Source organism: Rickettsiella endosymbiont of Dermanyssus gallinae, from assembly GCF_019285595.1.
Taxonomy (GTDB): Bacteria; Pseudomonadota; Gammaproteobacteria; order Diplorickettsiales; family Diplorickettsiaceae; genus Rickettsiella_B.
The window spans coordinates 1185001-1207109 of sequence record NZ_CP079094.1 but is presented as its reverse complement, the minus strand read 5'-3'; the positions used below and the strand labels follow the sequence as shown (position 1 = coordinate 1207109).

Annotated in this window: 29 protein-coding genes and 1 tRNA gene (1 of these 30 running past the window's edge); 22 read left to right on the top strand and 8 right to left on the bottom strand. The window is 41.7% G+C overall.

Annotated elements, in window-relative coordinates; all coding sequences use genetic code 11:
• Positions 1–11 precede the first annotated feature (11 nt).
• Entirely contained in the window at positions 12–236 is a 225-nt protein-coding gene (locus tag KX723_RS06140; protein WP_218813518.1) for a hypothetical protein, read from the bottom strand.
• 327 nt (positions 237–563) lie between these two features.
• Between KX723_RS06140 and KX723_RS06135 the strand changes: the two genes are divergently transcribed.
• The 3 genes from KX723_RS06135 (at position 564) to KX723_RS06125 (ending at position 2001) form a co-directional block, all read left to right on the top strand.
• The gene (locus KX723_RS06135) at positions 564–1331 is read left to right on the top strand and encodes a site-specific integrase (protein WP_218813517.1); all 768 of its coding nucleotides are present in this window, start codon (positions 564–566) and stop codon (positions 1329–1331) included.
• Entirely contained in the window at positions 1279–1449 is a 171-nt protein-coding gene (locus KX723_RS06130; protein ID WP_218813323.1) for a hypothetical protein, read from the top strand. The genes KX723_RS06135 and KX723_RS06130 overlap by 53 nt, the downstream gene beginning before the upstream one ends.
• Before the next feature lie 147 nt (positions 1450–1596).
• Positions 1597–2001 (top strand): tyrosine-type recombinase/integrase, encoded by a 405-nt coding sequence (locus KX723_RS06125; protein ID WP_425516582.1) that lies wholly within the window; start codon positions 1597–1599, stop codon positions 1999–2001.
• A 6-nt stretch (positions 2002–2007) separates the two neighbouring features.
• Here KX723_RS06125 and KX723_RS06120 read toward each other — a convergent pair.
• Positions 2008–2083 (bottom strand) — tRNA-Asn (locus KX723_RS06120).
• Positions 2084–2296: 213 nt separating this feature from the next.
• Between KX723_RS06120 and rplU the strand changes: the two genes are divergently transcribed.
• Genes rplU through cgtA form a run of 3 tightly spaced genes read left to right on the top strand, consistent with a single transcriptional unit; the run spans position 2297 to position 3972 of the window.
• Positions 2297–2605, top strand: a complete 309-nt coding sequence (gene rplU, locus KX723_RS06115; protein WP_218813516.1) for a 50S ribosomal protein L21 — start codon at positions 2297–2299, stop codon at positions 2603–2605.
• Between the two features lie 12 nt (positions 2606–2617).
• A complete protein-coding gene (gene rpmA, locus KX723_RS06110) occupies positions 2618–2908 on the top strand; it encodes a 50S ribosomal protein L27 (RefSeq protein ID WP_218813515.1) in 291 nt (96 codons plus the stop codon).
• Positions 2909–2952: 44 nt separating this feature from the next.
• Positions 2953–3972, top strand: a complete 1020-nt coding sequence (gene cgtA / locus KX723_RS06105; RefSeq protein WP_218813514.1) for an Obg family GTPase CgtA — start codon at positions 2953–2955, stop codon at positions 3970–3972.
• Positions 3973–3975: 3 nt separating this feature from the next.
• Here cgtA and KX723_RS06100 read toward each other — a convergent pair whose 3' ends face one another.
• A complete protein-coding gene (locus tag KX723_RS06100; protein WP_218813513.1) occupies positions 3976–4293 on the bottom strand; it encodes an HU family DNA-binding protein in 318 nt (105 codons plus the stop codon).
• A gap of 42 nt (positions 4294–4335) precedes the next feature.
• Here KX723_RS06100 and KX723_RS06095 point away from each other — a divergent pair, with 42 nt between their 5' ends.
• Together KX723_RS06095 and hda are read left to right on the top strand one after the other, a co-directional pair.
• Complete coding sequence (locus KX723_RS06095; RefSeq protein ID WP_218813512.1) at positions 4336–4926, top strand: CDP-alcohol phosphatidyltransferase family protein; 591 nt, start codon at positions 4336–4338, stop codon at positions 4924–4926.
• Between the two features lie 3 nt (positions 4927–4929).
• Complete coding sequence (gene hda / locus KX723_RS06090; protein ID WP_218813511.1) at positions 4930–5628, top strand: DnaA regulatory inactivator Hda; 699 nt, start codon at positions 4930–4932, stop codon at positions 5626–5628.
• Here the strand turns inward: hda and wrbA are convergent.
• The 5 genes from wrbA to KX723_RS06065 form a co-directional block, all read right to left on the bottom strand.
• Positions 5625–6218 (bottom strand): NAD(P)H:quinone oxidoreductase, encoded by a 594-nt coding sequence (wrbA, locus tag KX723_RS06085; RefSeq protein ID WP_218813510.1) that lies wholly within the window; start codon positions 6216–6218, stop codon positions 5625–5627. The genes hda and wrbA overlap by 4 nt on opposite strands.
• 77 nt (positions 6219–6295) lie before the next feature.
• Positions 6296–7045, bottom strand: coding sequence for an ATP-grasp domain-containing protein (locus KX723_RS06080; protein ID WP_218813509.1), 750 nt, complete (start codon positions 7043–7045; stop codon positions 6296–6298).
• Between the two features lie 37 nt (positions 7046–7082).
• Positions 7083–7370, bottom strand: coding sequence for a hypothetical protein (locus KX723_RS06075; protein ID WP_218813508.1), 288 nt, complete (start codon positions 7368–7370; stop codon positions 7083–7085).
• Between the two features lie 37 nt (positions 7371–7407).
• A complete protein-coding gene (locus tag KX723_RS06070; protein WP_218813507.1) occupies positions 7408–8040 on the bottom strand; it encodes a hypothetical protein in 633 nt (210 codons plus the stop codon).
• 30 nt (positions 8041–8070) lie between these two features.
• Positions 8071–8886 carry a TauD/TfdA family dioxygenase gene (locus tag KX723_RS06065; protein WP_218813506.1) on the bottom strand — a complete coding sequence of 272 codons (816 nt, stop codon included), beginning with the start codon at positions 8884–8886 and terminating at the stop codon, positions 8071–8073.
• Between the two features lie 489 nt (positions 8887–9375).
• Here KX723_RS06065 and rpsB point away from each other — a divergent pair, with 489 nt between their 5' ends.
• The 14 genes from rpsB to rnhB form a co-directional block, all read left to right on the top strand.
• On the top strand, positions 9376–10164 hold the full coding sequence (rpsB, locus tag KX723_RS06060) for a 30S ribosomal protein S2 (protein ID WP_218813505.1): 789 nt from the start codon (positions 9376–9378) through the stop codon (positions 10162–10164).
• 4 nt (positions 10165–10168) lie between these two features.
• Positions 10169–11056 (top strand): translation elongation factor Ts, encoded by an 888-nt coding sequence (gene tsf / locus KX723_RS06055; protein ID WP_218813504.1) that lies wholly within the window; start codon positions 10169–10171, stop codon positions 11054–11056.
• 116 nt (positions 11057–11172) lie between these two features.
• Positions 11173–11901 carry a UMP kinase gene (gene pyrH, locus KX723_RS06050; RefSeq protein ID WP_218813503.1) on the top strand — a complete coding sequence of 243 codons (729 nt, stop codon included), beginning with the start codon at positions 11173–11175 and terminating at the stop codon, positions 11899–11901.
• Positions 11902–11906: 5 nt separating this feature from the next.
• A complete protein-coding gene (gene frr / locus KX723_RS06045) occupies positions 11907–12467 on the top strand; it encodes a ribosome recycling factor (RefSeq protein ID WP_218813502.1) in 561 nt (186 codons plus the stop codon).
• A 10-nt stretch (positions 12468–12477) separates the two neighbouring features.
• Entirely contained in the window at positions 12478–13233 is a 756-nt protein-coding gene (gene uppS, locus KX723_RS06040; protein WP_218813501.1) for an undecaprenyl pyrophosphate synthase, read from the top strand.
• Positions 13226–14038, top strand: a complete 813-nt coding sequence (locus tag KX723_RS06035) for a phosphatidate cytidylyltransferase (RefSeq protein WP_218813500.1) — start codon at positions 13226–13228, stop codon at positions 14036–14038. The genes uppS and KX723_RS06035 overlap by 8 nt, the downstream gene beginning before the upstream one ends.
• A complete protein-coding gene (gene ispC, locus KX723_RS06030; RefSeq protein WP_218813499.1) occupies positions 14035–15288 on the top strand; it encodes a 1-deoxy-D-xylulose-5-phosphate reductoisomerase in 1254 nt (417 codons plus the stop codon). Before KX723_RS06035 ends, ispC begins: the two co-directional genes overlap by 4 nt.
• Positions 15289–15413: 125 nt before the next feature.
• Positions 15414–17756 (top strand): outer membrane protein assembly factor BamA, encoded by a 2343-nt coding sequence (gene bamA, locus KX723_RS06025; RefSeq protein ID WP_218813498.1) that lies wholly within the window; start codon positions 15414–15416, stop codon positions 17754–17756.
• Positions 17757–17781: 25 nt separating this feature from the next.
• Positions 17782–18288 (top strand): OmpH/Skp family outer membrane protein, encoded by a 507-nt coding sequence (locus KX723_RS06020; protein ID WP_218813497.1) that lies wholly within the window; start codon positions 17782–17784, stop codon positions 18286–18288.
• A gap of 174 nt (positions 18289–18462) precedes the next feature.
• Positions 18463–19503 (top strand): UDP-3-O-(3-hydroxymyristoyl)glucosamine N-acyltransferase, encoded by a 1041-nt coding sequence (gene lpxD / locus KX723_RS06015; protein ID WP_218813496.1) that lies wholly within the window; start codon positions 18463–18465, stop codon positions 19501–19503.
• Between the two features lie 93 nt (positions 19504–19596).
• Positions 19597–20043, top strand: a complete 447-nt coding sequence (gene fabZ, locus KX723_RS06010; RefSeq protein ID WP_218813495.1) for a 3-hydroxyacyl-ACP dehydratase FabZ — start codon at positions 19597–19599, stop codon at positions 20041–20043.
• Positions 20044–20045: 2 nt separating this feature from the next.
• Positions 20046–20819 carry an acyl-ACP--UDP-N-acetylglucosamine O-acyltransferase gene (lpxA, locus tag KX723_RS06005; RefSeq protein WP_218813494.1) on the top strand — a complete coding sequence of 258 codons (774 nt, stop codon included), beginning with the start codon at positions 20046–20048 and terminating at the stop codon, positions 20817–20819.
• Positions 20803–21960, top strand: a complete 1158-nt coding sequence (gene lpxB / locus KX723_RS06000; protein ID WP_218813493.1) for a lipid-A-disaccharide synthase — start codon at positions 20803–20805, stop codon at positions 21958–21960. Before lpxA ends, lpxB begins: the two co-directional genes overlap by 17 nt.
• A 102-nt stretch (positions 21961–22062) precedes the next feature.
• On the top strand, positions 22063–22109 hold the start of the coding sequence (rnhB, locus tag KX723_RS05995) for a ribonuclease HII (protein WP_218813492.1). The gene runs 535 nt beyond the window's last position; the window shows 47 of its 582 coding nt (coding positions 1–47); it begins with the start codon at positions 22063–22065; its stop codon lies beyond the right edge, outside the window.

Here is a 22109-nt window from a genome sequence, read left to right as displayed (position 1 = left end):
TTTCAGTCGCGTCATGCGAACGAATTTCGGGGGCACGATGGCCGAAATTCTTCGGGAGCATAGCGACTCACTTGTTCACACATATATTTTTCAATAAGCAACGCGTATTTTAGATGTATATGAATGACGCCTCGTCTCATTGCACCGATATGCTCACGACTTATGCCTAATACCTTGGCCGCTTGATTCAACGTTCCACAGTGTCGAATAAAAGTATCAAAAACATTTTCTGTCATGCTTTGCTCCTATTATCCTTCTTTCTTTTTGAACAACACATTATATAGAGATGCCTGGGAACATATTTTCCGCAAAAACTAAATAAACTAAGCGAAGAAAAAATATAAAGAGGGGTAAAAAATGCAGCCGAGACTTATCCGTTTGCGTGATGCGCCAACTTATTTAGGAATGGATAAAAATCGATTTAATAAAGAAGTAAAACCTTCCTTATCTATTATCCCAATAGGCAAGAGAGGGGTTGCCTTTGATCGGCTTGATTTAGATGCTTGGGTGGAAGATTATAAGCAATGTAATGGCCGCCCTGCTAATAAGAGGAGTAAAACACTATGGGGCGAAAAAGAACGTCGGGTCTCCGTAACCGTAAAGGCGTCTGGCACATCGACAAACAAATACTCGGACAACGAGTTTGCGAAAGCACTGGATCAAATTCTCTCGAAGAAGCGGAAATCTACCTTGCAAAACGTACCGAGGAAATAAGACAAGCTAAGGTTTATGGCGTTAGGCCTAGAAGGACTTTTAGGCAAGCTGCTATAAAGTATGTAGAGGAGAGTCAAGAGAAGCCAAGTATTGCAGTTGAGGCTACGCAATTAAAAGTTTTGGATCGATATATAGGGCATTTGCCACTGGAAGCTATTCATATGGATAGTCTTAAAAAATATATAGAAGATCGTGAAAGGATAGAACCGAAAAAAAAGAAGAAGACTAAAAAGGACAGTGCGGAAAATGTAAAAGTGCTCAAAAAAAGAACGATCAACTATGGATTACAAGTGGTTAGGCACATTTTAAATTTAGCTGAAAAAGAATGGAAAGATGAATATGGATTAAGTTGGTTAATAAAAGCGCCAAAGATTAAATTAGAGGAGCAGAAAGACGCAAGAAAACCTTACCCTTTATCACAGGGAGAACAAATGAGGTTATTTTATGAGCTTCCTGTTCATTTAAGAAGGATGGCCTTATTTGCAGTTAACACAGGATGCCGTGATCAGGAGATTTGTAATTTAAGATGGGAATGGGAAATTAAGGTACCGGAAGGTTCAGTCGATGAGACAGGAAAGCATTGTGAAAGCAATGCGAAGTCGAAGAGCCCGCGATAGGCGTGCGTTGACGGGCGAAGCAGGAAACGCATCACGCCGTAAAGTCATTTGTGGGAGGCACGGGCATGAACTCCGAAGGAGTGAGTGCGTGCCGGACGCAGGACGTATCGCGGCCTAATTTCAGTCGCGTCATGCGAACGAATTTCGGGGACACGATGGCCGAAATTCTTCGGGAGCATAGCGACTCACTTGCTTTTTAATTCCTGAATGGCAAGTTAAGAATGGAGAAGAACGGCTTGTCGTCTTAAATAAGATAGCGCATCGAGTGATTGAGGAAGTGCGGGGAGTTCATTCGCAGTATGTGTTTACTTTTAAAGGTAAGCCTGTAACACGGATGTCAAATTCAGCTTGGAATAAAGCACGGAAGCGGGCTGGTTTACCTCAAGTGAGGGTACACGATCTCAAACATACCTTTGGACGACGTTTACGTGCGGCTGAGGTGAGCTTTGAAGACCGTCAAGACTTGCTAGGGCATAAAAGTGAACGGATTACGACTCATTACTCCCAAGCTGAGTACAACAACTTAATTCGTGCTGCGAACAAGGCGTGCGATGTAGAGAGTGGAAAGAAGTTAATTATTTTAAAGCGAAACCGACGATCGTTGGCTAGCTCCGGCAAAAGTCCGGCACGGGGATTTGAGGGATTGTCTGAAAATGGCATGAGACCTTGATATATCTGGCTCCCCGAGCAGGACTCGAACCTGCGACCCAATGATTAACAGTCATTTGCTCTACCGACTGAGCTATCGGGGAATTAGCTATCAAAAGGCCGCTTATAGTAATCGGATGCCATACAATCGGTCAAGCGCTAATAAAAAAATCAGATGGGTACTAGGTTCTTGCCTCAAACCCCAGAATCGCTTAGAATGCGGACGGTTTTAGACCGTTTGTTGACAGACTTCTTTCTAAACTGAGTTTAGCTCCGTTTGGAAAGAAGTCTTCGCGTGTTTTTGGAGATTCTAAGATATGTACGCAGTTATTTCCACAGGTGGAAAGCAATATAAAGTAGCACCAGGCGAGCTGATAAAGCTTGAGAAATTGTCCGCTGAGGTAGGTGAGACCGTTGAGTTTCCTGTCTTATTAGTAGCAGGTGAAGCGGCTGATCTAAAAGTGGGTACACCCTACTTGGCCGATGCAAAAGTGACGGCATCCGTGGTTGAACATGGCCGCCATGATAAGATTAAAATTATTAAGTTTCGCCGCCGTAAGCATCATCGTAAGCAGATGGGGCATAGGCAGCATTATACCGCAGTTAAAATTACAGAAATTTTATAGGGGTTTGTCCTAATGGCACACAAAAAAGCAGGGGGTAGTACCCGAAATGGTCGCGATTCCCACTCTAAACGTCTAGGCGTAAAGCATTTTGGTGGTGAGTTTGTGAAGGCAGGTAATATCATTATCCGTCAGCGCGGCACACATTACCATGCTGGTAGTAACGTCGGAATCGGTAAAGATCACACTATATTCGCTTTAGTCGAAGGTGCGGTTAAGTTTATGCGCAAAGGTCCTAAACTAAGACAGTATGTCTCTGTTATGCCAATAACGACCGACGCTCAAGAGCAAGCACAAGCAAGCTAAACGTTAATTACTAACTTAATGACCCCGCTTGACGGGGTTTTTTTATGAAATTTCTTGATGAAGTAGAAATCCTGGTAGAAGCAGGGAAAGGTGGCGCGGGTTGTGTCAGCTTTCGTCGGGAAAAATTTATCCCTTTAGGCGGGCCTAATGGCGGCGATGGCGGTGACGGTGGCAGTGTCTATTTGAAGGCCAGTGCTAATCTGAACACCTTGATTGATTTCCATTATAACCGTCTTTATAAGGCGAAACGGGGTGAGAACGGCAAAGGGAGTGATTGCGCCGGAAAAAAAGGCGATGATTTGATCCTGGAAGTGCCCGTAGGAACGCAGATATATGATGCGGATACGGAAGAGTTTATTGGCGATTTGATGGTCTCAGACCAAGAGCAACGGGTCGCTCAGGGAGGCTGGCACGGCTTAGGAAATGCGCGTTTTAAAAGTAGCACCAACCGTAGTCCCCGCCAATTTACACCCGGCCAAGTAGGGGAAACCCGCCGTTTAAAGCTTTCGCTTAAGTTATTAGCAGACGTAGGACTGGTTGGCTTGCCCAATGCAGGAAAATCTAGCTTAATCCGTTCCGTATCGGCGGCTACACCCAAAGTAGCAGATTATCCTTTTACGACGCTACAACCGCATTTAGGTGTGGTGCGTTTAGAATATGCACGTAGCTTTGTTATCGCAGATATACCTGGCCTTATTACGGGTGCCGCTGAGGGTGCCGGTCTGGGTATTCGTTTTCTTAAACATTTGGAACGTACTGGCTTACTTTTACATGTGGTTGACGTTTGTCCTGCAGATGGCAGTGATCCGCTGGTTAATATCGCCACGATTGAAGAAGAACTTGAAAAATACAGTCCTGAGCTAGCCGCTAAGCCACGATGGTTTGTGTTGAATAAAATCGATTTGCTCACTACACCTGAATTAGAAGAAGCGTATCAACGCTTAAAGAGTAAACTTTCTTCCGATAGACCCCTTTTTGAAATTTCAGCCTTGCAACGTGTAGGGACTAAAGCATTATGCTATGCTTTAATGGACTTCTTGGAACAAGCTAATTCGGCTGTATAAACACTATCTATTATCGTCTAATTCTTGGTCGATATGCTTAGAGGGTTGATTAATACGCTGTTTTAGATTTTTCCCCATTTTAAAATGAAGTCGGTATTTTTCAGGCGCTAAAAAATGTTGGCCTGTTTTGGGATTAAAAGCAGAGCGTGCGGCATTATAATGGGAAGAGAAACTTCCAAAACCACGGATTTCTATGCGACGGCTTTGTTGTAACGCTTGTTCTAGCGTTTTGACTAATTGTTCAACACTTCGTTTAACGACGGAAGTCGATAGCTGAGGGAACTTTTTTATGAGTTGGTTAATGAGTTCTGGTTTAAGCATAGCTATAATTGATCCTATGATAAGTCTGATTAAGCCAAAAAAATGATCCGAATACAACTACGTTACTTGCCGAATTTAATTACTTGTATTCGTTTTGTACTAATAGGTCCTATTCTATGGGCTTTACTTAAGAAGTGTTATCCTTTTGCATTCTATCTATTTTTAATAGCCGGCTTAAGTGATGCCTTGGATGGTTTATTAGCACGTTTCTTTGGCTGGACAACGCACTTAGGTGCTTTATTGGATCCACTGGCCGATAAATTATTACTCATGGGGAGTTTTATTGTTCTGGCTTATCTCAATCAAATTCCACTCTGGTTAACGGCGCTGGTCATAGGGCGTGATATTTGGATTATGGGTGGTGCGCTTATTTATCGCTATTGGGTTGGCCCTTTAGACTATAAACCGGTTTGGATTAGTAAATTAAATACTTTCTTGCAGCTGGTCTTAGTAACTTTATTAATTATCAAGTTAGCTTTTTTTTCCTTACCCGATCTTGTTATCCAGCATCTGGTTGAAGCGGTGTTTGTTACGACATTACTGAGCTTCGTTCAATATACTTGGGTATGGGCAAGGCATGCCGCTTTTTATTTAAAAGTCGGTGCAAAAAATCCAAAGCGAGAGTTATTATAAGATATGACAACGCAACTTATTCTTCCTATTCAGCCACCCGATGCGAATACCTTTGAAAATTTTTATACCAGTACCAATAATTCTGTTTTATTGCAGTGTTTGCATAATTTTTCTTTAAAAATGGGAGAACCTTATATTTATATATGGGGAAATCCGGGTGCAGGTAGCACACATTTGTTACATGCGTGTTGTCATGAGGCACAAAAGCGCGGTTTTTCGGTGGCTTATTTGCCATTGGGTGCGCTGAAAAAAAACAGTAGTCCAGAAATTTTTCATGGTTTAGAAACGGTTGACATGGTTTGTGTGGATGAGCTTGAGAGTATTGCGGGTGATCGGCTTTGGCAAGAAGCGTTATTCCATTTTTATAATCGTTTACAGGAACAAATGCACTATTTATTAGTAGCGGCAAAAAGTATTCCTAAAGGTTTAGATTTTTCATTACAAGATTTAGTGTCTAGGTTAGCGAGCGGTGTTTTGTTACAAGTGCGCGAATTAAACGACAGTGAAAGATTGTTGGCGTTGCAACAGCGCGCACGCTTAAGAGGCTTAGAGTTTTCTGATGAGGTCGGTCAATTTTTATTGTTACGACTTCCTCGTCAATCCAATAAACTTTTTTCAGCGCTTGAACAATTAGATAGCGCGACCTTAAGTTTAAAGCGCAAATTAACGATTCCTTTAGTAAAAACGATTTTAGCGCTTTAGTGTAACTTGAGTGCAATGGTGGCAACTCTTTTTCCTAAGGCTTTGCAAAGCCGTTTTTCTTCATCACTGAGTGGGTTTTTACTATCTTTTCCTGCCATGTGCGTGGGGCCATACGGCGTTCCGCCGGTTTGGGTAGTGGACAAATCGGCTTCTGTATAAGGTACGCCAACCACAAGCATGCCTAAATGCAGCAATGGCAACATCATGCTAATCAAGGTCGTTTCTTGTCCACCGTGTAAGCTAGAGGTAGAAGAAAAAAAACCAGCCGGTTTGTTAACCAGCGCGCCTGAAAACCATAGGCCACTCAGATGGTCAACGAAATGTTTTAAGGGGGCTGCCATATTCCCAAAACGCGTCGGACTACCCAAAATTAATCCACTGCAGTCGCGTACATCTTCAATGCTGGCATAAGGCGGTCCTTCGCTAGGAATTTCAGCCGCGGTGGTCTCGCAAACCGTAGAAACTTCAGGCACCGTACGAATCCGTGCCTCTATATCGCTTACTTCTTCGATACCGCGCGCAATCTGTTGTGCCATCTTTGCAACGGCACCATAACGACTATAGTAAAGGATGAGTACATAGGGCTGCATCGATGGCTCCTTATAAAGTAACTAGCTAACAAGATTAGTTTATATATTAGCACTTCCACAGTCAGTGATTTGTTTTTTTAATAAAGCGCTGTAAAAAACGTAGCGCCACCGCCGGTGGCGTTGATGACTGTTTTAGCGGATGCTCTAAATAATCCAGGACCTAATAATTGATTATTAAAGCTGAGAATTGAACCCACTAAATAGAGCGCGTCATCGCTGTTTTTTTTATCGGCAGAATGATAGTTGATAAGATTAAACAAAGGTTGTTCAATAAAAGGTTGGGCAATTGTATCTAAAGCAGCCGTTGCTAATATTTTTTTAAATGCCGATGGCTGTGTTTCTTTACCAATCGTCATGCCTTCGCCTTTACCACCCGAAAATTTCTTTAAAACCCAAGCGTCTTTATTAGCGTCTGCAAGACGTTTGATTTTTTCATCGATTAAATACGTTGGTATCACATACTGGTGCAAGCGATTCAATTCGTCGGTGCTCAGATAGTTGGACATAATGTTTTTATTGCATAATACGGCAAACAATCGTTTATCGTGTGCTATAAATATCGTTCTTAGATCATTAAAATAAAGGTTATCGCTTATTTGAGTGAGTAGTTTAGGGTCCATCGCCAATAATTCTTCTTGTTGTAAATTTAGTATAAATTGTTCGTTTTCTTCAGTTTTGTTTAATAGGTGTTCTTCAGGCGAAGTAGTAAAAACGTTTGCATGCGAAAGATTAGGTAACAGTTTGTTTTTTAATAAGTAAATTTCAGCGCTTTTTTCTTTGGCGATAAGAACAAGTGAGTCGCTATGCTCCCGAAGAATTTCGGCCATCGTGTCCCCGAAATTCGTTCGCATGACGCGACTGAAATTAGGCCGCGATACGTCCTGCGTCCGGCACGCACTCACTCCTTCGGAGTTCATGCCCGTGCCTCCCACAAATGACTTTACGACGTGATGCGTTTCCTGCTTCGCCCGTCAACGCACGCCTATCGCGGGCTCTTCGACTTCGCATTGCTTTCACAATGCTTTCCTGTCTCATCGTATGAATTGATTTTTTTAAATCAAAAAACGCTTGTATTGTGGTTGTGCTGTTGATCGAGGGTTGGCTAAGCTTCAAGGCAAGTGAGTCGCTATGCTCCCGAAGAATTTCGGCCATCGTGTCCCCGAAATTCGTTCGCATGACGCGACTGAAATTAGGCCGCGATACGTCCTGCGTCCGGCACGCAGTCACTCCTTCGGAGTTCATGCCCGTGCCTCCCACAAATGACTTTACGGCGTGATGCGTTTCCTGCTTCGCCCGTCAACGCACGCCTATCGCGGGCTCTTCGACTTCGCATTGCTTTCACAATGCTTTCCTGTCTCATCGATGGACGCTTATATTTTTGGAACATTTCTTCATATAAATATTCGCTAAATATAAACATGTTACTCGGGAATCGCGCATTTATTTCACATATTTTTATATGGTAGTCGTTGTCAAAAAGAAAGTCCGGGCGAATGGCGCCGAGTTGATAAGGTTTATACTGGCATGTGGCTAATAAATTAAGTGTTTTATCGGGTAGCGATAGCATGTTTTGTATAGCATGATCTTTAAAAAAATGCGTGACTATTTGCGTGACAGCTTTTGTGAGTAAGGTATGTGCCTCTTTTATCTGATCAATTAATGTTTGGCTGAGCAATAAGGGATAAGGATTAAAGTCGTATTTTTTAAAATCTATTGCGGGGGATGCCTTTTTGTTTAATTGTTTAATTAAATTATTTTTATCTTGTTTGAATTGCAAATAATCGGTTAAGGCTTCAGGTAACAGTTGTTTGATAGGGTTCATAGCGTTTATTTATATTAATTTGCCTTGTTATTAAGGCTTTTCAAAAAAATGAATACGTTTTAAATGTCTTTTTTTATCTTTTATTAGGGTTCTTCCATGCAGATACCTTTTATTATGTAATAAAAGGATTTGATTTTTATCTAAAGCTAAATGACGCGTATGTTGCGTTGAATAAGCCAAATTTTCAAATTCATGTAGGGCTGTTTTTTGTGCGCTGGTTAATTTTTCTAGATCGATGATTTCACGTCTATAGCGCAGATTTAAATCCTTATCAATGATGGGCGCTGTTATAGCGGTGATGCCTTTATAAAACTCTTGCGGTACCTTGATAGTAACGGGATGGTTTTGTAATACATATAAACTTTCTTTAGATAAGCGCGGTATTAAATCCCGGTGATCTACGATTAGGTTTTTACCGCCGTCAAATTGGTCTGGATTTAAGACATATAAACCAAAATAATCAGGCACTTTTTCTTCGTATGAACAATCCGTATGTAAATAAAACTCATTGGCCTGGTGGGAACGGGCTAGATAATCGGCAGTAGCGCTTTCGGCAGCTACTTTAATATCCCAGACAAAAGACTCCCGGTCATTGTGCTTGTGCGGTATATCGATATTTTCGGCAATGCGTTGCAGGGTTTGACCTTCATCCGCATAAGCCAGTGAAATAATCAGCACCCCAAATTTTTTGAGCTTAAAGCGGTAACGCGCATAAGGCGTGTTATCGCTATTTTTTGTAGTCAGGCTTTCATAGCAGGCATTCGGTAGTTGAAGCGGTTTACTGGTACGGGCGAGCTGGTCTAAATTAACAGGCACATCTAGCGGGTTTTTTATATTATTTTTCATGTAAATGGGACTGTTATTATTTTTATGCATCAACACGAAGGGACAGGCATCAGATAATCCTATCTTATAGGAATAAGCTTTATCGAACCTTAAGCTTCCCTTTTAATCAATTAGATCAGTATTTGGCTTACATTTTAGGGTTTGTTCGATCCTGATCGGGTGGTGGGACGCGCTGTTTCCAGAGGGCTCTTAAGTTGTTTCTGGGGGGGCTCTATGGTATAAAACATCGCGCTTAATGTACTCACAGCAATGGAATTTTCGGCAACACAGTCGGAATTCAAGTGCGAAGAGTATAAGGCGTTATTTCACACACCTATTGTTAAGGTATCCGAGGGTGGCTATAGCCGTTACGCCAAAAGCCTAGGCTTTTGATTTGTGCGGGGTAGTCTTCAGGTATTGATAGGTGGAGGTTTAACCCAGCGAAGCATTTTTAACTCGATTGCTAGGCAATAACGAGAGTAAGTTTCGCGATTTTGGAGAGTAAGAACTGTGTCAACAGCAACATTAAGACAATTATTTGAAGCCGGTGTACATTTTGGTCACCGCACCTGTTTCCGTGAGCCTAAAATGGCGCCTTATATCTATGGCGTTAGAAGCGGAATCAGCATCGTCGATTTAGAAAAAACTCGTGATTATATTACTGAAGCCCTCAACTATGTGGCTAAAATCGCTGCAAGACCGGGTAGTAAGATTTTATTTGTAGGAACAAAGCGAGCAGCGCAAGATTTAGTGAAAGCTGAAGCGAAGCGTTGTGGTATGCCCTATGTTAACCATCGTTGGTTAGGTGGGCTTTTGACAAACTACCGTACGATTCGTCAGTCCGTTAGACGGCTGAAAGAGTTAGAAGCACAAAGCTTAGATGGTAGTTTTCTTAAATTAACCAAGAAAGAAGCCCTCAATTTACAACGCCAAATGGATAAATTAGAGCGGGGTCTGGGTGGTATCAAGGATATGAGCGGTTTGCCTGACGCCTTATTTGTTATTGATAGAGGTTACGAGGATATCGCCATTGCTGAAGCGCAAAAGTTAAAGATACCTGTTATCAGTGTCGTGGATACCAACCATTCACCTGAAGGGATTGATTACATCATTCCTGGTAATGATGATGCGGCACGTGCCATTGAGCTTTATACCCAAATGGTGGCAGATACAATTTTAGAAGCGCGATCAAAAGCAGACAATGCTTCGGATATTCCTGCGAAAGAAGCTGAAAAAGCGCAAGTAGTGGACGCCGAAGAAAAAGTTGCTGAAACGGTAGCGGATAAAAAGGGAGAATAAAAACATGGTAACACCAATAACAGCCGCGCTGGTTCAAGAATTACGTGCCCGAACAGGGGCCGGTATGATGGATTGTAAAAAGGCATTAACCGCTGCTGAGGGTAATTTAGATGCCGCGGCAGATGCGATGCGTAAATCAGGTCAAATCCAGGCTGAGAAAAAATCAGGTCGTATTGCAGCAGAAGGTTTAATTGTTATTAAGTCGAATGCAGAACGTTCTATTATTTTAGAAGTTAATTGTGAAACGGATTTTGTCGCCCGCGATGAAAACTTTAAACAGTTTGTTGATGCGGTAACACAATTAGCGTTGGATAAGCATATAGACTCTGTAGAAACACTTTTAGCGGCTTCTTTCCCTGGAACGGGCGAGTCTGTAGAGACTACCCGCCAGAATTTGATTGCTAAGTTAGGCGAAAATATCCAGATTAGACGTTTAGCCTTTGTTGATGCAAAGGCCGGTGGCGTCATAGGTTCCTATGTTCATACGGGACGACTGGGTACTATTGTGCAACTACAAGGCGGCGATGAGCAGTTAGCGAAAGATTTAGCCTTGCATATTATTGCTAATAATCCTTTAGTAGTTTCAGCCGATGATGTTTCTAATGATGTCATTGCAAAGGAACGAGAAATTTTTACGGCACAAGCACAGGCTAGCGGTAAACCACAAGCCGTTATTGATAAAATGATTGCCGGTCGAATCACAAAGTTTCTTAATGAGGTAACTTTGTTGGGACAACCTTTTATTAAAGATGAAACGATGAACGTGGAAAAATTGCTGCGTGAATCACAGGCCAAAGTGGTTGGTTTTGTTCGTTTTGCCGTAGGAGAAGGCATAGAAAAGCCTAAAGAAGATTTTGCTGAAGCGGTCATGGCGCAAGTCAAAGCCTCATAGTATAAAAATCTGCAGTAGTAAGCTTTACTTTTGTATCCTCGGTGCAGGCCGAGGATGACAGGGAAGTGGAGAAAAGGTTATCATCCAACTCTTAGTTAAAACAGCGTGTTAATTCTATGACGTCACACCCACTTAAGTATCGTCGCATTTTACTTAAACTCAGTGGAGAAGCACTGAATGGAAAGACTTCTCAAGCCCTTGATCCTACTATCCTCCATGCCATTGTTGATGAAATTATTGAAGTTGCCGATTTAGGTGTTCAAATTGGTATTGTTATTGGTGGTGGAAATCTTTTTCGAGGCGCCGCTTTAGCGCAAATAGGGATTGATCGCATTACGGGTGATCAAATGGGCATGCTGGCTACTTTTATCAATGCACTGGCTTTAAGGGATTCATTTGAAAAGCGTGGCAAAGTAGCAAAAATTATGTCAGCTATTTCCACGGGAAGTTTAGCTACATTATTTGAACGGCATAAAGCAAAGCGTTATTTAGAAAAAGGCTATATCGTTATTTTTGCGGGGGGAACGGGTAATCCTTTAGTGAGTACGGATTCTGCCGCTAGTTTACGTGGTATAGAAATTAATGCGGATGTGTTATTAAAGGCAACGCATGTGGATGGCATATTTTCTGCTGATCCGAAGAAAGATAAGAATGCAACTTTGTATTCACATATAAGCTATCAAAAAGTGTTAGAAGAAGAGTTAGGTATCATGGATTTAGCCGCTTTTTCTCAATGTCGCGATTATAATTTACCTATTCATGTGTTTAATATCCAATCTAAAAACACCTTGCGTGACATTATTCAAGGTAAAAAGAAAGGTACCTTGGTTAGTAAAGGGGAGTAAAAAATATGAGTATTGATTCAATCAAATTAGCCGCCGAACAAGGTATGCAAAAAGCTATTGAGGCGTTGGAATTTAATCTTGCTAAATTACGTACCGGTAGAGCGCATCCTAGTTTATTAGAGCAACTGCGTGTTCCCCAGCATGATAAAGAAGTGCCTTTAAATCATGTGGCGAGTATCAGCGTTGCTGATGCGAGAACATTGTTGGTGACACCGTGGGATAAATCATTGATGGCTGCTATCGAAAAAGCCATTAGAAAATCAGATTTGGGTTTAAATCCGGTGACGGCTGGTAATGTGATGCGTGTGCCATTGGCAGCGCTGACCGAAGAGCGTCGACGCGAAATGAGTAAGCTGGTTAAAAAAGAAGCCGAAGCCGCGTGTGTTTCTATCCGTAATCATCGTCGGGATGCTAATAATCAGTTTAAAGAGTTGATAAAGAAAAAATTAATCACTGAAGATGAAGAGCGCCGCGCTCAAGACATGATTCAGAAAGTGACCGATCGCGCGATTAGCGATGTAGAAAAAGTAGCCGGTATAAAAGAAAAAGAACTGATGCAGGTATAGTGCTCTTTTTATGACGCAAACGCTTTCCGCCACTTCTTCTGCGAAACATCCTCGCCATCTGGCTATTATTATGGATGGAAATGGTCGTTGGGCTAAAAAACGGCATTTGCCCCGTATGTTGGGTCACCAAGAAGGGTTAAAAGTTGTTCGTAAAATTGTTAAGACCTGTGGCGAAAAGGGTGTGGAAGCACTGACGCTGTTTGCTTTTAGTAGTGAAAATTGGCAGCGGCCGCCCCAAGAAGTGAATCATTTGATGACACTTTTTCTTAATACCTTAAAAGGTGAAATCGAAAAGCTCAATCAAAACAATGTACAATTGAGGATGGTGGGCAGCTTAAAGCGTTTTAAAGAACCTTTACGCCAATGGATAGAAAAATCGCAGCAACTGACCGCAAAAAATACCGGTTTAAAGCTCATTATTGCAGTCGATTATAGTGGCCAATGGGATATTATTCAGGCGGTGCAAGCCCTGGCGCAGCAAGTTAAGACCGGCACACTGCAAGCTGAAGACATTACTCAGGATTTATTTGCACGTTATTTAAGTTTGTCTGATCTGCCTCCTCCTGACTTATTAATCCGTACCAGCGGCGAATACCGTATTAGCAATTTTCTTTTATGGCAGTTGGCTTATACCGAACTCTATTTTACAGAGACGTTATGGCCTGACTTTAATGAAGAAGAATTGCACAAAGCCTTCCTTTTTTATTCGCAGCGGGAACGACGCTTTGGTTACACCAGCGAACAACTCTCGGAACTCAATGCTTAAACTTAGAATTTTAACGGCATTCATCTTAATTCCTTTGGTGGTAGGGGGTATTTTTTACTTATCCTCTCCTGCTTTTATGGCCATCACCGCTATCATTATGCTGCTAGGCTCATGGGAATGGTCACGCTTAAGTGGTTTAATTGATATTAAAAAACGCATTTTATACGTGGCTTTACAGGCTATGATTCTGTGGCTGCTGATGTTTTTTCCAGGACTTAACCCATGGCGCGGGATTATCGTTTTTGGGTTGATTTTTTGGGTGTTTCTCTCTATTTATTTACTCTGGGCGCGAAGAAGGCCGGTGTTACCGACGATACCGCTTATGCTAAGAGCGGGTTTAGGCTGGTTAATCATGACCTTATGTTGGGTGGCGCTTCAGGCGCTGCATTTAATACCTTTTTATCTGTTGTTTATGTTGCTGATTATTTGGCTGGCGGATTCAGCAGCCTATGCGAGTGGTCGTCTCTGGGGACAACATTTATTGGCACCTACCTTGAGCCCTAAAAAGACTTGGGAAGGCATGCTGATAGGATTGCTGGTTACTTTTTTAGCAGGGTTGCTGATTCAAACGCTTTTCAAGGGCGTTAAGCCTTCATTAGGGGAAATATTTTTAATTATCGTAGCGACCGGTTTAGCTTCCATTGCAGGCGATTTGTTTGAAAGCCAATTAAAGCGCTTAGAAGGATTAAAAGACAGTGGGCATTTGTTACCGGGTCATGGTGGTATTCTCGATCGTATTGATAGTTTATTGGCAGCGGCACCCGTCTTTGCGGGATCTCTATTATTACTAGGTTTAGCTTTATGAAGGCCTTAACTATTCTGGGTTCAACAGGCTCAATCGGCGTCAATACCTTAGATATTATTGGCCAACATCCGGATCGTTTTAAAATTATTGCATTAACGGCGCACCATAATATTGAATTACTTTTTAAGCAGTGTATTCAATATAAACCAACGTATGTGGTGGTGAGTACTGAAAAGTTAGCGGACAATTTACAGCAACGTTTAAGAGAAAGATCTTTAAGTACGGAAGTATTGTTTGGTGCTAAAGCATTGGCCGATGTGGCGAGTCTTTCTGAGATAGATACCGTCATGGCCGCTATTGTAGGCGCCGCGGGATTATTACCGACTTTGTCCGCGATAAAAGCCAAAAAGCAGGTATTGTTAGCGAATAAAGAAGCGCTAGTGATGGCGGGTCCTTTATTCATAGAGGAAGCGAAACGTTCGCAAATAACGCTATTGCCTATCGATAGCGAACATAATGCTATTTTCCAATGTTTGTATGGCAGTTTTGAGCCGGGCATTCCACCCAAAGAAGTATCTAAGATTATTTTAACTGCATCCGGTGGCGCGTTACGAAATAAACCGCTGGCGCAGCTTAAAGAAACAACACCATTAGAGGCTTGCCAACATCCTAATTGGGTGATGGGACGAAAAATTAGTATTGATTCAGCCACGTTGATGAACAAAGGTTTTGAAGTTATAGAAGCGCATTTTTTATTTGGATTATCACCTGATCAAATAGAAGTGGTGTTGCATCCACAAAGTATTATCCATTCACTGGTAGAATACCTCGATGGTTCGATGCTAGCCCAATTGGGTAGTCCGGATATGCGTATTCCTATTTCTTATGCTTTAGCATGGCCTGAACGATTAGAAAATGCTGCAGCGCGTTTGGATTTGCTAAAAGTAGCACAACTTGATTTTAAACCGATTGAAGCAGCGCGTTATCCCTGTTTGGATTTAGCGATGCAAGCGCTTAAAATAGGTGGCACGGCTACCACGATTCTTAATGCTGCGAATGAAATCATGGTCCAGGCTTTTTTAGAAGGGAAAATTCGATTTACGGAGATCGCCTCACTTAATCAGCAAGTACTCGAAAAGATCCATTCACGTCCGGTTGTCAGCGTAGAAGTGATCCTAGAAGATGACAGTTTAGCCCGTGCGGTGGCCTTAGAAATGGTTGAACAAGCACAGAAAAGTATACTCATCGCAATGGGGTTTTCGGCAAGGCGCCGCGAAGGTGAGCAACCGGAATGTATGCAAAATACATGAGGATTGTGAACTGAGCGGGAACACAGCTGATGTCAAGTGCGAAGAGTGTATGGCATCTTTATCAGATACTGCTATGATGGGCATCCACACAGCTACTTTATAACTTTATTTAAAAAATAACTCACATGTACCGTTTATTTAGATTTTGTTTACCAACAATTGCTTTGCTAGCAACCCTATTACCGCTGCAGGCACAGGCTTTTTTTCTAAGTCGTATTGATATTAGAGGATTGCATGGAATAAGCCGGGATACCGTTTTGAGTTATTTGCCCGTGAAAACGGGGCAAACGTTTAATCCCGAACAATCGTCACAGATAATCGATGCGCTGTATGCGACTGGTTTTTTTAGTAATGTGAGTTTGCAAGAGCAAGGAAATACCTTAATTATTAATGTGGTCGAAAGGGCGACGATTGGTGAAGTAACCATCACGGGTAACAAAGAAATTCCCAAAGATAAACTCGATGAAATACTCAAAAAAATAGGCTTGGTTCAAGGGCGGTTGTTGGATAAATCCGTTTTAAATCGAATGGTTTCCCAGCTTCGATCGCAATACGATATGATGGGTAAATATTCTGCACGTGTTAGCCCAGTTATTCTTCCGCAAGCTAATAATCGAGTTTCCGTTCGGATTGAGATATCTGAAGGGCTTACCGTGCAAATAGGCGGTATTTCTATTATCGGCAATCATGTTTTTAGTGAAAGAAAGTTGTTGGGTGCATTGCCTGTATCGTCTGCACATTTTTGGTCTTTCTTTACTAACTCCGATCAATACAATCAAACGAAATTAGCCGCTGCAATGCAAGCTTTGCAATCTTATTATCTTGATCGCGGTTATCTTAAATTTAAGGCTGATTCTACCCAGGTTACGTTAACACCGGATAGAAAAACAGCTTATATTATTATTCATGTCACAGAAGGGCCACAGTATAAATTTCGTGGTTATGAGTTGGCGGGGCGTGCTTTATTAGATCAAGGTAAATTGCAATCAGTTCTGCGCAAAATGAAAACCGGCGAAGCATTTTCTAGACAAAAAGTAGTGGATGCAGAAGAAGGTATTAAAAAAGCATTAAGTGATTTTGGTTATATTTTTGCGACAGTTAACACCTTGCCCGATGTCGATGAGAAAAATAAAACGGTTTTTCTTACCTTTTATGTTGATCCAGGTAATCAGATTTATGTACGACACATCAATATTTCAGGTAACTTAAAAACACAAGACGAAGTCTTTAGGCGTTTATTACGACAACAAGAAGGTGGTTTATTCTCAGGCAGCGATATGAAAGAGTCTATAAGACAGCTGAGCTTGAGTGGTTTTTTAGAGGGTGAACCCCAAGTAAATACCGTGCCTATTCCAGGATATACGGATCAAGTTGATTTAGATTTAAATATTAACGAAGCGCATGCGGCGCAAGCATTATTTAGTTTAGGTTATGGTACCAACGGTCCCGTGATCGGTGCTTCCTTAAATCAAAACAATGTGTTTGGAACCGGTAATACCTTGGGTCTTAACTTTAATAATACGCGTGCGGCGACTATCTATAGTATTAGCTATAACAATCCGTATTACACCTTAGACGGTGTGCAACGTGGTTTTGATCTTTTCTTCCAGCGTTCTACGCCCAGTAATCTGAATACAACGACGTATAGTACGAATACCTATGGTGGTGATCTACATTATAGTATTCCTTTCGATAATAAAGGCGACACCTTGCAACTTTCAGGTGGTTTGCAAAAGTTACAACTCAATTTGCCGCCCTTTAGTCAATTATCGACGGAAGTACAAAACTTTGTTACGCAGCACGGTACACAATTCAATCAGCTTTTACTGAGTATAGGCTGGACGCGTAATGGTTTAGATCGGCTTGTTTTTCCAGAAAAAGGACTTTACCAAAGCGCCAGTGCGCAATTGGCCTTACCCGTCGGTGGTAAACCATTGGACTATTACAAAGCCAATTATACCGGCATAGATTACCTTCCATTAGGCCATGATTTCATACTGCAAAGCCGTTTAAACTTGGGTTATGGAAATGGATTTGCTTCTACGACCGGATTACCTTTCTTCGCTAACTACTATGCGGGGGGAATAGGCGTAGATGGCCAAGTCCGAGGTTATGAGGTGAGTTCTTTAGGACCTAGAGATAGTAATGGTTATCCTTTAGGGGGTAATATCATGACCGCAGGAAGTGTGGCGCTTATTTTTCCTATGCCGGCTTCTGTCTCTGAGAAGGTTAGAACAAGCGTCTTTGTAGATGCAGGTAACATTTATTCTACATTAGGCGTCACTCAAGCAAATAATCCGCGTGGGGGGACTGCCTCAGGCCCTGTACGCTATTCAACCGGTCTTAATGTAGATTGGCGAGTGCCTGTTTTTAATGTAACATTGAGTTTTAGTGTGGCTAAGACAATCAATCCAAAGCCAGGCGATCAAACCCAAGTCTTCCAGTTCAACATTGGAACTGGTTTCTAGTATAAGCTTATTTAAGGAGCTGATAATGAAAAAGGTCTGTCTATTATCTCTTGCATCATTGTTTACCTTGCTAGCGGCTAATGCCCAGGCGGATGGTGTGAAGTTAGCAGTTGTTGATATGCAATCTATACTGCAAAAAGCTCCACAGATAGCTAAAATTAATGATAGTTTAACCAAGCAATTTAAAGGGCGACAAGATCAAATCGTTCAAGCGCAGCACAACTTACAAAACGAAACGCAAAATTTAGAAAAAAATGCAGCGGTTATGAAAGTCGATGAGCGCGCTAATTTAGAAAAGAAAATCATGATGGATCGTAATAATGTTCAGAGCATGGTAGCTTCCTTTCAAAAAGATCTCTCTAAGCAACAAAGTGATTCCTTACACGGTTTTAGCCAGCAATTAGACAGCGTGGTGAGTAAATTAGCTTCGCAAACTGGTCTTGACCTCGTCGTGCAAAAGGGCAGTACTTTATACGCTAAGAGTGATTTGGATATTACCCAACAGGTTTTAGACGCTTTAAGAAAAGCCTAAAAAACTTAAGCCACTCTAAATTGACTTTTAATATACTCATAGCAATGAAGTATTTGGCAAGGCGCCGCGAAAACGAAGCCACCGGAGTGTATGGATGATACATGAGGATGGCGAGTTGAGCGGGAACACAGCCAAATGCTTAAGTGCGAAAAGTATAAAGCATAGAGCTAATGCATGCAGCGCTCCTATCGATTAGAAGAAATAGCGCGTTTAATCAATGCTGATTTAAAAGGCGATGCCAATCGTACTATCAGTGGAATCATGACGTTGCAAAATGCAAAGTCGGGTCAGATTTCATTTTTAGATAATAAACGTTATCTAAAATATCTTTCTCATACACAGGCTTCAGCTGTTATTCTACGTCCAGAATATGCGGCCGATTCGCCTTGTGATAGTTTAGTCACGGCGGATCCTTATCTTGCCTTTGCAAAAATTGCTAAACTTTTTGAAAAGCCAAGACACACGCTAGCCGGTATACATCCCACCGCGGTAGTTGGTGAACAGTGTCAGATACACCCCAGTGCGTCTATTGGTGCTTTTTGTGTGATTGGCAATCATACTTCTATCGCCGAGGGTGTTGTGATTGCCTCGGGTTGCCAACTCGGTGAAAGTATTTTTATTGCGGCTAATAGTCGTTTAGAGCCGAATGTGACTTTATATGCGGATACCGTGATTGGTGAACGTGTGATCATTCATAGTGGCAGTGTGATCGGTAGCGATGGTTTTGGTTTGGCGAAAGAAAAAGACGCGTGGGTAAAAATTCCTCAATTAGGTAAAGTCATTATTGGGGACGATGTAGAGATAGGGGCTAATGTCAGCATTGATAGAGGCGCTTTAGAAGATACCGTGATTGCTAAAGGCGTCAAACTAGATAATCAAATTCAGATCGGTCACAATGTACACATCGGTGAAAATACAGCGATTGCGGGTTGTACAGGTATTGCAGGTAGTACACATATTGGCAAAAATTGTATGATTGGTGGCGGCGTCTGTATCAATGGACATATTGAGATAGTGGGTAATGTCATGATTACGGGTATGTCCAGTATCGTTCATTCTATCCATACACCAGGGATTTACTCCTCAACGCAATCGGTGCAGCCACAAAGAGAATGGCAAAAAAATAGTGCTCGATTTCGTCAGCTTGATAAAATCGTTAAACGTTTAAAAAAAATCGAAAGTTTTTTTGCTAAAGAAATTAAGAAAAAAGAATAGACCTTTTTAGCGGTCTATGCTCATAGCAATGGGATTTTCGGCAACACAGCTGAGAATTCAAGTGCGAAGAGTCTATTAAACTAGGTAAGAATTATGAGTAATACGATGGACATACAAGAAATATTAACTTATTTGCCGCAACGTTATCCTATTTTAATGATTGATAAAGTTATTGCGATAGAGGCAGGCAAGTCGATTATTGCAATTAAAAATGTCACCGTGAATGAACCTTATTTTTTAGGTCATTTTCCCGGAAAGCCCATTATGCCAGGCGTGCTTATTTTAGAAGCCATGGCGCAGGCAACGGGTATCCTTGCTTTGCATGCAAATAAGGAGCGCAATAAGGAAGGTTTCCTTTATCTTTTTGCCGGGATTGATAACGCACGTTTTAAACGTCCTGTAGTGCCTGGAGATCAATTGCGTATTGAGGCCGAGGTATTAAAGGTTAAAGGTGATATTTGGAAGTGTAAAGTCAAAGCAAAAGTGGATGGAGAGCTAGCCTGTGAAGCGGAATTGATGGGCGCTGGGAGAAGGTCCTAACTATGATCGATCCGCAAGCTAAAATTGATCCCAAAGCAAAGCTAGGGGAAAACGTTTCAGTTGGTCCTTGGACTATTATTGGTCCCGACGTTGAAATAGGCGAGGGAACAATCATCGGTTCTCACGTTGTCTTAAAAGGCCCTACCCATATTGGTAAGGCGAATAAAATTTACCCATTCGCATCGATAGGGGATGATCCGCAAGATAAAAAATATCAAGGCGAAAAAACCCATCTTGAAATCGGTGATCATAATGTTATTCGTGAATATTGCACGATTAACCGAGGCACAACACAAGATAAAGGGTTAACTAAAATCGGTGATCATAATCTTTTCATGGTTGGATCGCATATTGCGCATGACTGCCTGATAGGTGATCATACTATTTTTGTAAATAACGTCGCATTAGCAGGTCATGTTACGGTAGGTGACTACGCTATTTTGGGCGCTTATAGTGCAGTACATCAATTTTGTAAGGTTGGAGAATATAGCTTTATTGCGGCAGGTAGTATGGTAAGACAAAACGTTTTGCCTTATGTGCTAGTAGAGGGAGGGCATGACGCCAGAGTGTGTGGCCTTAATAAAGAAGGCTTAAGGCGCAATGGATTTAGTGATGAAACGATTAATGCCTTACGTGCGGCGTATAAATTTATTTTCCGTAAGAATCTAACCGTGCAACAAGCATTAGAAGAATTAGAATCTTCAATAGCGGATTATCCTCAGGTAAAACAAATGGCCAGCACACTCAAAAATTCTGATCGTGGCATCATCCGCTAATCGCCCGCTACGAATAGGTATTGTTGCCGGTGAAACCTCGGGTGATCTATTAGCGGCTGATTTACTCAAGCAGTTAAAAATTAAAGGAATAGCCTTTGTAGCAGAAGGTATTGCCGGTCCTGAAATGCAGAAACAAGGCTGTCGATCTTTGTTTGCCATGGAAACCCTCTCCGTGATGGGCTTGGGTGAGATTCTTAAGCAACTTCCTCAGATATTGCGTTTACGCAGCCAATTAATTCAGCACTTTATTGCGAATCCACCTGATGTTTTTATAGGTGTTGATGCACCTGAATTTAATTTGGGTGTAGAAAAAAAATTAAAACAACACGGTATAAAAACCATACACTATGTCAGCCCCAGTGTGTGGGCTTGGCGGCGATGGCGACTTAAAAAAATTGCTAAGGCGGTTGATTTAATGTTGACCCTCTTTCATTTTGAAAAACGATTTTATCAAGAAAATAATATTCCTGTGGAATGTGTGGGACATCCTTTTGCCGATAACATTGCCTTAGAAACCGATGTTTTGCAGGCTAGAAAACATTTAGCATTGCCTGAATCTGCGTCCATCATTGCATTATTACCAGGCAGTCGACGTAATGAAATTGATTATCTAGGTCGATTATTTCTTGAAACTGCACAACGTTGCTATAAAACAAATCCAGCACTTGTGTTTGTGGCGGCAATGGTCAATCAAGAAAGAGCAGCACAGTTTACAGCGCTTAAATTAGCGATAGCGCCCGAACTACCTATTACACTGATACAAGGCCAATCGCGTCAGGTAATGGCTGCTGCGGATGTTGTTTTGTTGGCATCTGGTACAGCCACCTTAGAAGCGATGCTACTTAAAAAACCGATGGTCGTTGCTTATCGCATGAGTGCTTTGTCCTATTGGATGGCAAAATGTTTAATCAACGTAGATCACATTGCGTTGCCTAATTTATTAGCCAATAAAACCTTAGTACCCGAATTTATTCAAGAAAATGCAACGCCTGAAAAATTGGCTGAAGCATTATTTTATTATTTGAATAATCCCACAGTCGTTAGTACACTGCAAAAGGAATTTTTAATATTGCATCATCAATTGCGTTGTCACGCCAGTGAAAAAGCAGTTGATGCATTGCTTAAGCTTTTATCGCATTAATCCGTCATTGTTGATTGTCGCGCTTCGCTCGCAATGACAGCGCGCGCGGCAATCCAGTAAATAAGCCTAGTGCAATAGAAGACACTTTCTAGGAAAGCAACAGTGGAACATCTTATTGCCGGTGTGGATGAAGTAGGGCGCGGTCCTTT